2 protein-coding genes are annotated in these 1,556 nt (G+C 75.8%); both read left to right on the plus strand.

Features of this window, described 5'->3' with window-relative positions; genetic code table 11:
• Positions 1-1,041 (plus strand): acyl-CoA dehydrogenase family protein (locus tag CCN56_RS40445; protein WP_107484322.1); only part of this gene is annotated, 1,041 nt, incomplete at its 5' end.
• Positions 1,042-1,114: 73 nt separating this feature from the next.
• On the plus strand, positions 1,115-1,546 hold the full coding sequence (locus tag CCN56_RS40450; protein WP_086832528.1) for a hypothetical protein: 432 nt from the start codon (positions 1,115-1,117) through the stop codon (positions 1,544-1,546).
• Positions 1,547-1,556 lie beyond the last annotated feature (10 nt).

Here is a 1,556-nt window from a genome sequence, read left to right on the forward strand (position 1 = left end):
GCCGAGGAGGCCGAGCGGACCGGGCGGCTCCACCCCGAGGTCGTCGAGGCGATGACCGTCGCCGGCCTCGCCCGGCACTTCGTGCCCCGCCGCTGGGGCGGTACGGCCGGAGGCTTCGCCGAACTGCTCGACACGGTCGCCGGAGTCGGCTCGGCCTGCGCCTCCACCGCCCACGGCCGCCTCGCCGCGCACCTGCCGGCCGAGGGGCAGCGCGAACTGTGGGGCGACTCGCCGGACGTGCACGTCGCGGCGGCGATCGTGCCCCCGGCCGGCCGGCTCGCCCCGGCGCCCGGCGGCTGGACCCTGTCGGGGGAGTGGGGCTTCGCCAGCGGGGTCGAGCACGCCGACTGGGTGCTCCTCGCCTCCCTCGACCACTCGGGGGGCGGGGCCCCCGCGTACCGGGTGCTCGCGGTGCCGCGCGAGGCGGTCCGGATCCGTGAGACCTGGGACGCGGTCGGGCTCCGCGCCACCGGCAGCCACAGCGTCACGGTCGACGGGGTGTTCGTGCCCGGGCACCGCACCTTCCTCCGCGAAGCCCTCGTGACCGGCGTCGCCGACACCGACGCGGCTCCCTGCCACCGGGTGCCGTACCAGCTGGTCACCGCCCTCCTCTTCGCCCTGCCGGCACTCGGCGCGGCGCGCGGAGCCCTGGAGGCCTGGACCCTCCTCGTCGGTTCGCGCCGCCTCCCCGACGGGCGGCCGCTCGCCGACGACCCGGTGGTCCAGCAGACCCTGGCCCGCTGCTCCGCCGAGATCGACGCGGCCCGCCTGCTCCTGGAGGCGGCGGCGGCGCGGGCGGACGGTCCGAGGACGGGCCCGGCCGACGCCGCGCTCAACCAACGCGACGCGGCCCTCGCCGTCGACCTGCTCACCGGAGCGGTGGAACGCCTCATGCGCACCGGCGGCGCCCGCGGCCTCATCGCGGGCGGCGGCCTGGAGCGCGCCTGGCGCGACATCCACGCGATCGCCGCCCACGCGGCCCTCCAGCCCGCCCCGGCGGCCGCGGCCTACGCGGCCACGGTCTTCCCCTCGGGAGCCTGACCGGGGGCTGTGCGCGGCAGGGAAAAGAGGGGGCTATGCATGCGGTGTATACACCGTGCGTATAGTCGGGCGCATGGCACCGTCCGCATCCACGCCCCCATCCCTCGGCCCCCGTTTCCTGAAGGCGCTGGTCGTCTCCGCCCTCGGAGTCGCGGCCTCGCACCTGATCCTGTCCGACACGCTCTCCCTGTCGTTCGCGGGTCAGGCGGCCTCGACGCTCGGGGCCGGGCCCGGGTACTCCGCCGACCAGGCGTTCACCACGGCGCTCATCAACACGTTCCTGGTCATGCCGCTGGTCCTGTGGATCGGGATGCTCGTCGCGGGGGAGCGGCGGGTGGGGCCGATGGTGCTGGTGGGGGCGGTCGCCTGGATCACGGCCGTGGGGAACGGCATCGACCTGATCGACGACGCCCCCGGCACCCTCCTCCCGTTCCGCTCCCTCGCCCTCGTCGTCGGCATCACGGCCCTGGCCTCCCTCGTACGGAGAAGAGCCAGGCCCTACTGATCTTTTCGTA

Origin of the sequence: Streptomyces sp. NRRL B-24572, from assembly GCF_002156145.1 — a bacterium.
Lineage (GTDB): Bacteria > Actinomycetota > Actinomycetes > Streptomycetales > Streptomycetaceae > Streptomyces > Streptomyces vietnamensis.